Origin of the sequence: Enterococcus sp. C46, from assembly GCF_040887565.1 — a bacterium.
GTDB lineage: Bacteria > Bacillota > Bacilli > Lactobacillales > Enterococcaceae > Enterococcus_B > Enterococcus_B lactis.
Window position 1 is genome coordinate 54,468 of record NZ_JBFOGA010000011.1, and the last position, 6,375, is coordinate 60,842.

The window sequence follows — 6,375 nt, forward strand, 5'->3', positions numbered from 1 at the left end:
ACTTCGGATGGCGAGTCTAAGTATATCAGAAGGAGGTGCTTTATAGCATGTACGCAATTATTAAAACTGGTGGTAAACAAGTAAAAGTTGAAGTTGGACAAGCAATCTATGTTGAAAAACTTGACGTTGAAGCAGGAGAAAAAGTTGTTTTTGACGAAGTTATCTTAGTAGGTGGCGAATCTACAAAAGTAGGCGCTCCAACTGTTGCAGGTGCAACTGTTGAAGGTACTGTTGAAAAACACGGCAAACAAAAGAAAGTCGTTACTTTCAAATACAAACCTAAAAAACATTCACACCGCAAACAAGGTCATCGTCAACCATATACAAAAGTGGTTATCGACGCGATCAACGCTTAATCAGCGTTTGAGAAAGAAGGCCTATATATGATCAAAGGAACATTTAAGCGAAATGACGCAGGTCAGATCGTTTCATTCACTTTGACCGGGCATGCTGATGCTGGTCCTTATGGAAGTGATATCGTTTGTGCAGGTGTTTCTGCGTTAGCGATCAGCACTGTCAACGGGATTGCCTCATTAGCCGGTTTTGAACCGATTGTTGAAATGAATGAAGAAGAAGGCGGTTATCTTTATACCGAAGTCACTTCAGGAATGACACAAGAACAAAACAATATTGCTGAGATTCTATTAGAAAATCTTTTATTAGGTTTACAATCAATAGAAGCTGAAAACTCAGAATATATCCAAATTAAAACAATCAATGATAAATAGGAGGTGCAGACCATGTTGTTATCTATGAATCTACAATTATTTGCCCACAAAAAAGGTGGCGGTTCTACATCTAACGGCCGTGACTCAGAATCAAAACGTCTAGGTGCTAAACGCGCTGATGGACAAACAGTTACAGGTGGATCAATTCTTTATCGTCAACGCGGTACAAAAATCTATCCAGGTGTAAACGTGGGTATCGGTGGAGACGACACTTTATTTGCAAAAGTTGATGGCGTAGTACGTTTCGAACGTAAAGGCCGTAACAAAAAACAAGTGTCTGTTTATCCAGTAGCTCAAGAAGCTTAATAAATAAACTGCTCTATCTCTTGTGTGGCAAGGGATGGAGCTTTTTTTGCTAAGTAAGGGATTTTTTTGACCATACTTTTGACCATACTTTCTTAGAAGTTAATATAATTTGTTAGTTTTTGTGTTGTTTCTTCTTTTTTGCTGTTAGTGATGTGTGTATATGTGTCCATAGTAGTTTTTATATTTGCGTGGCCCATTCTTTCTTGGACTTCTTTGTGATCTGCGCCTGCCTCATATAGCATTGATGCATGTGTATGTCTAAAACCATGCAGACCGATATAAGGTAAGCCGGCACGCTCACGATATATATTGTATCTTTCTGCCACTGACTGATTAATTGTGAAATTATTTTCGTCATTGGTAAACAAATAATTAGCTTTAGTAAATCCTAATTGAAATAAGTACTTTCTTTGTTCGAGCTTCCAAAATTTTAGTTGCTTTATAGTTTTTTCATCTAAATAAATTATTCGATTTGATTTTTTTGTTTTAGGAGTTTTAGATATATAATATTTATCTGAACGAGCTACAGTTTTTTTAATGGCCATTTCATTTGTTTTAAAATTAATATTGTCCCAAGTGAGTGCTAATATTTCGCCGATTCTACATCCGCTGAATGCTAATAGTCTAAAGAGCGTATAGTCTCTGTTTTTAAAAATATGGATTCTGTTCTTGAGATACTTCATTTAGAAATAATTCCAACTGTTCTTTTGTATATAATTTTAATTTCTTTTCTGTTTTAATTTGTGGCTTTGGAATAATTAAATTTAATGTTGGATTATCAGATGTTAAACCAATATTTATAGCATACTTAAAAACTTTGTTCATATAGTTGATGAAAAGAGGGTATTGCTTTGAAGTTCCTTTTTCACTCCAATCATTTACTACCTTTTGACAATATGCCGTATTAATTTTAGAAAGCTTAATATTTCCAAATTTGGGATATAGATGTTTGTTAAAGATTATTTTAGTCCTTGAATATGAACTTTCTTTTACAGTTTTTTTATAGCTTTCTAGCCATAATTCTGCTGCTTCTTTGAAAGTAGTATTTGTACTTGTGGGAATTCCTGTTTTTTGTAATTCTAGTTCTAACCTAGAAAGTGCTGTTTTTGCTTCTTTTTGTGTTCTAAATCCTCTTTTAGTAGTATATTTTTTCTTTCCTGTTAACGGATCAATACCGAGATAAGTTTTAAAGTACCATGCTTTTTCGCCATTTTTCTTTTTATATTGTTTTATCATTGCCATCAATATTACCCCTATTCAAATTCTAATTCTGCCATGCTATCATTGAAAAATTCGATCAGTCCTTGTTCCTCTATAAATTCAAGCCATATTTCCTTCCCGTTAATTAATGGAACTCCTTTTTCTTTACGAATTGTTTGATACAAGTTAGTCACAACTTGTTTCCACATTTCTAATACAGCTTTATCTATTTTCTTATCATCCCAGCGTTTTTTTGGGGGTCTATTTTTGTTTTTTTCAATTTGATAATTAGTAGCTTTGATGGTAAATGTTTCGTATCCGGTTGTGTTTTTTTCTAACCATTCTTTGAATTCTGTATATATCATTTTTGTTCACCTTTCTATTTTTGAACGTATGTTCTTTTTTTGCTTAAAAAATTTTAGAGAGCTGCATAACAATAGATGCGAGCTTTTAATAATTCTTTCACAAGTGGTTCGAAGCGAACGCTTAAATTATTATCTTCTATAAATTTCATGTAATTGATATTGTGTGGTTCTAATTCAGACTTTGCAATATATCTATCTAATAATTTTTCAATCATGAAGCGATCAGCCTCATATTCCATTTTTGAATGGAGAGAGAATGCTAAGTTATATAAAAAATAATTATCATGATGTTTAGAAGCGTGTCCTAATTCATGTAATAAGGTTCTTTGTCTTCTATACTTAGATAAATTAGCTTTTATTACTATGGTATTCATACAAGCAACATAATGGCCATCGGCATCAAGGTTTTCACGCTCTTCTACCTTGACACCTAGCTCATTAAGCATCATTTCAATTTGACTGTCCAACTGACTCACCTACTTATTTAGTTATCTTTTTTCTCTAAATATGCTTCAATCATAGCTGATAGTATTTCCCTATCATTATCGGTGAGTGGTTTTCCGTCGCTGCTCATGACAGATGCTAAAGCTTCTTCTACAGTTAGTTTTCTTTTTTCTGGTACAACACCAGCGTTAGGATCATCTGTTCGTCCTAACAAATAATCAGTTGAGACATTAAAATAGTCAGCAACTGCATTTAGCTTGTCAATGGATGGTTTACTCTTCTTCCACGCATAAAGAGAATTTTTACTGAAATTAAGCTTTTCTTCCAATTCGACAATAGATATTTTGCGTTTATCCGCTAACATTTTTACTCTATCAAACGTTGTCATGATAATGATTCTCCAATCATGCCTGAAACATATCTAAAAAACTTTGTAGATAATTGTTGACATCTACAAAACTTTGTAATAATATATGTTTGTAAGCTAATTTAGTAAGCTAACAAGCAATAAGAAAGACACCTATTAAAATAAACAAATTCGAGGTCGGGAAACTTAGAACGTTGATTTATAGGGTATTTTTAGGCTTATTTAACTATGATCTTATTCTACAAAACTTTGTAGAATGTGTCAATAAGAATTAGCTAATTTTATTAGCTTACAAATTTAAAGAAAAGGAGGAAACATCATGAAACAAAACAAAAAAACTCCTTCTGCAGAAGGAGTTTTAATAACTATACATTTTAAAGACCAAAAGTTTAGCGGTAGCGTTGATGAAATTCATCCACAAGAGCATCAAAAAAATTCTTTTGCAACTGGCGAGAAAAAGACTCAGAAACATTCCGAGAAAATTCTTCGAATAACTCAATTTCTGTTGGAAAAGATTCGTCATTTTGGAAATCTACTTTGAATTCTTTATTAACAGTCTTGAATACGGTTTGTTTGAATAAGGCGTCAACATCCATATTAAATTGTTCCATACTATTTTCACCTCACTTTCTATTAAAAATTATACCAAAGAAAGGAATGAGCAAAAATGAACACACCGCAAATTTTTAATTTCGAACAAAACGAAGTTCGGACAATTTTAGTAAATGATGAACCGTATTTCGTAGGAAAAGATATAGCTGAAGTCTTAGGTTATACCAATACAGCGAAAGCTATTCGCGATCATGTGGATGAGGAAGATAAGCTGGGGGAACGAATCGTTCTGTCAGGTCAAATCAGAGAAGTAATTATCATCAACGAGTCAGGTTTATACAGCCTTATCCTAAAATCTAAACTCTCAAATGCCAAGAAATTCAAACGTTGGGTAACAAGCGAAGTGTTGCCAGCAATTAGAAAACATGGAGGTTATCTAAGTCCAGAAAAAGTAGAAGAAGCTTTGCTTAATCCAGATACAATCATTCAATTAGCAACTAAATTGAAAGAAGAACGTACTGGGAGATTAATCGCAGAACAAAAGATTGCAGAATACGAACCCAAAATTTCATATTTAGATAGCATATTATCTTCTACGGATTCAGTAACAATTAGCCAGATTGCAGCAGATTATGGGATGTCTCCACAACAGATGAACAAACTACTTCATAAACTAGGTATCCAGAAGAAAGTAGGCAACCAATGGTTATTATGCAAGAAACATATGAGACAAGGATATACAAAATCTCATACAACTGAGATTCCGAAATCTGATGGAGGAACAAAAGTTGTGATGAATACAAAATGGACTCAAAAAGGACGTTTGTTCATTTATGAGTCGCTAAAAAAAGAAGGATATATTCCAGAAATCGATTTATTAGAGGAGGAATGACAATGTCACAAGAATTTATTTTAAAAGTCAGAATTCAATTAGCAAAATACGGAAAGTCTCAGAACTGGTTAGCTGATACTATCGGAATTTCTAGACCATATATGTCGGATATTATGAATGGGCGTAGAAAACCAGATAAACAAATCAAGCCAATTGAGGCAGCACTAGCAGAGTTAGAGAAGGAGAAATAACATGCTAATAACAATTCCAGATAATTTAGTAGTTTCAGAATTAACTACACAGATTACGAATGCTGTGCTTAATTCGTTGGACGAACGATTGCGCCTTATGAACAAATCAGTAGAGCTTCCTCCATATCCAAACAAATCAGAGGTGAAAAAAATTTTAGGCATTGGTGATGACAAATTAACACATTGGATAAACCTAGGCTTAAAAACACAGCAGTGGAGCAAGTTAGACATCAGAATTGAACGATCGGAACTCCAAAGATTTTTGAAAGAAAACTTTGAGTTCTAAAGGCAAAGGAGAATGATTTTATGTCCTACACATTGCAACAAGAACATCAAATTCTCGGTTTGATTAAACAACGCAGGAAACAATTACAAGATGACCGTGCAGCGCTTAGAAAAGCCGATGAGCTATCAGATAGGCAAGCTGAACTAATTGCTTCTGAACTTGAGGATTTGAGAATGCTAGAAATAAAAAATAGGGAGATTAGATTATGAAGAAGACAGACACACTTTTTATAGGATTCATTTTGGGGTTATTAGTGATTGTAGCGCACCAAAGTATTATCGGGGGAAGCTTGTTCGCAGCATTGATGGTTTTAATCAATCTGCTTGATTCAAAAGAAAGGAGCAACTATGGCACGAGAAGAAGCGCTAAAAATCGGTAAAGTGATTGCTGATAATTGGTGGGCAAATAGCCGTCCTATTATTTTAAGCAAGCAACATATCGAAAAGCAAAAAGCATGGCAACAAATAAAAAAAGTGACTCCGCCGGCAAGCATAGAGTCACAAAGAAAATACATCTAAGGAGATGTTACCACATGGAAAAAGAACTTTCCACTCTAGATCAATATTTGACTGATCCTAGTTGGGGCAAATCGAATATCAAGGAAACAATCAATCGAAAAATCAGACGAAATCTTTTGACGAATGAAGAACTAGCATGTGATCAAGACGATTTGGGCAATTTTGTGAGTATTTGGGATCATGTCTATCTTATCCATTTATCGAAGCGGTCCAGAAAACCTGAATATATCTATGTCATCGAAGATGGCTTGATTGATGCGCTAGAAGAGTACGACAGAGATAACTTGATTGATATCTCTTATTACGGATCAGGTAAGAAATACATTGCTGAAATGGAGGCAGAATTTGATGAGTGAAATCAAAGGGACAACGAACTTTGAAAAACTTTTTAGTCGTAAGTTAAATAAAATTCTTAAGAAAAAAGGAAATTTTGATTATTTATCTTGGGCTCACGCATGGGAGATTATGAAAAAGAATGATCCACAGGCAACGGTAACTATTAATGAGTATAAACACTACAGGGTTA

At 34.0% G+C, this 6,375-nt stretch carries 15 protein-coding genes, 1 pseudogene and 1 other annotated feature (1 of these 17 cut by a window edge); of the genes and pseudogenes, 12 read left to right on the top strand and 4 right to left on the bottom strand.

Annotated elements, in window-relative coordinates; translation table 11 throughout:
* Positions 1-28 (top strand) — a sequence feature (ribosomal protein L21 leader region); it begins 49 nt to the left of the window's first position.
* A 19-nt stretch (positions 29-47) separates the two neighbouring features.
* From rplU to rpmA, 3 genes are read left to right on the top strand one after another with little or no spacing between them, the layout of a single operon-like run.
* Positions 48-356: a 50S ribosomal protein L21 gene (gene rplU / locus AB3I27_RS12755; protein ID WP_002289450.1), complete on the top strand. Its 309-nt coding sequence runs from the start codon at positions 48-50 to the stop codon at positions 354-356.
* Between the two features lie 27 nt (positions 357-383).
* Complete coding sequence (locus tag AB3I27_RS12760) at positions 384-728, top strand: ribosomal-processing cysteine protease Prp (protein ID WP_002289451.1); 345 nt, start codon at positions 384-386, stop codon at positions 726-728.
* A gap of 12 nt (positions 729-740) precedes the next feature.
* Complete coding sequence (gene rpmA, locus AB3I27_RS12765; RefSeq protein ID WP_002289452.1) at positions 741-1,034, top strand: 50S ribosomal protein L27; 294 nt, start codon at positions 741-743, stop codon at positions 1,032-1,034.
* A 92-nt stretch (positions 1,035-1,126) separates the two neighbouring features.
* Here rpmA and AB3I27_RS12770 read toward each other — a convergent pair.
* From AB3I27_RS12770 to AB3I27_RS12785, 4 genes and pseudogenes are all read right to left on the bottom strand, one after another.
* Positions 1,127-2,276 (bottom strand): annotated as a pseudogene (locus AB3I27_RS12770) (tyrosine-type recombinase/integrase).
* A gap of 11 nt (positions 2,277-2,287) precedes the next feature.
* Complete coding sequence (locus AB3I27_RS12775) at positions 2,288-2,599, bottom strand: hypothetical protein (protein ID WP_222896906.1); 312 nt, start codon at positions 2,597-2,599, stop codon at positions 2,288-2,290.
* Between the two features lie 53 nt (positions 2,600-2,652).
* Entirely contained in the window at positions 2,653-3,048 is a 396-nt protein-coding gene (locus AB3I27_RS12780) for an ImmA/IrrE family metallo-endopeptidase (protein WP_033630947.1), read from the bottom strand.
* Positions 3,049-3,083: 35 nt separating this feature from the next.
* A complete protein-coding gene (locus tag AB3I27_RS12785) occupies positions 3,084-3,431 on the bottom strand; it encodes a helix-turn-helix domain-containing protein (RefSeq protein WP_104885307.1) in 348 nt (115 codons plus the stop codon).
* Positions 3,432-3,729: 298 nt separating this feature from the next.
* On the opposite strand from AB3I27_RS12785, the gene AB3I27_RS12790 reads away from it, so the two are divergent.
* From AB3I27_RS12790 to AB3I27_RS12830, 9 genes are all read left to right on the top strand, one after another.
* Positions 3,730-3,951, top strand: coding sequence for a hypothetical protein (locus AB3I27_RS12790; protein ID WP_222896904.1), 222 nt, complete (start codon positions 3,730-3,732; stop codon positions 3,949-3,951).
* 126 nt (positions 3,952-4,077) lie between these two features.
* The gene (locus AB3I27_RS12795; RefSeq protein WP_222896903.1) at positions 4,078-4,854 is read left to right on the top strand and encodes a phage antirepressor KilAC domain-containing protein; all 777 of its coding nucleotides are present in this window, start codon (positions 4,078-4,080) and stop codon (positions 4,852-4,854) included.
* Between the two features lie 2 nt (positions 4,855-4,856).
* On the top strand, positions 4,857-5,045 hold the full coding sequence (locus AB3I27_RS12800) for a helix-turn-helix transcriptional regulator (protein ID WP_010729259.1): 189 nt from the start codon (positions 4,857-4,859) through the stop codon (positions 5,043-5,045).
* A 1-nt stretch (position 5,046) separates the two neighbouring features.
* Entirely contained in the window at positions 5,047-5,331 is a 285-nt protein-coding gene (locus AB3I27_RS12805) for a hypothetical protein (RefSeq protein WP_222896902.1), read from the top strand.
* 20 nt (positions 5,332-5,351) lie between these two features.
* Positions 5,352-5,540 (top strand): hypothetical protein, encoded by a 189-nt coding sequence (locus tag AB3I27_RS12810; RefSeq protein ID WP_002311421.1) that lies wholly within the window; start codon positions 5,352-5,354, stop codon positions 5,538-5,540.
* Positions 5,537-5,710, top strand: a complete 174-nt coding sequence (locus AB3I27_RS12815) for a hypothetical protein (RefSeq protein ID WP_002301528.1) — start codon at positions 5,537-5,539, stop codon at positions 5,708-5,710. Before AB3I27_RS12810 ends, AB3I27_RS12815 begins: the two co-directional genes overlap by 4 nt.
* Positions 5,679-5,849, top strand: a complete 171-nt coding sequence (locus tag AB3I27_RS12820) for a hypothetical protein (RefSeq protein ID WP_368023016.1) — start codon at positions 5,679-5,681, stop codon at positions 5,847-5,849. Before AB3I27_RS12815 ends, AB3I27_RS12820 begins: the two co-directional genes overlap by 32 nt.
* Positions 5,850-5,863: 14 nt before the next feature.
* Positions 5,864-6,205, top strand: a complete 342-nt coding sequence (locus AB3I27_RS12825; protein ID WP_104674271.1) for a hypothetical protein — start codon at positions 5,864-5,866, stop codon at positions 6,203-6,205.
* The coding region (locus tag AB3I27_RS12830; protein ID WP_368023015.1) for a DUF1071 domain-containing protein at positions 6,198-6,375 on the top strand (178 nt) is incomplete at its 3' end. The genes AB3I27_RS12825 and AB3I27_RS12830, both read left to right, overlap by 8 nt.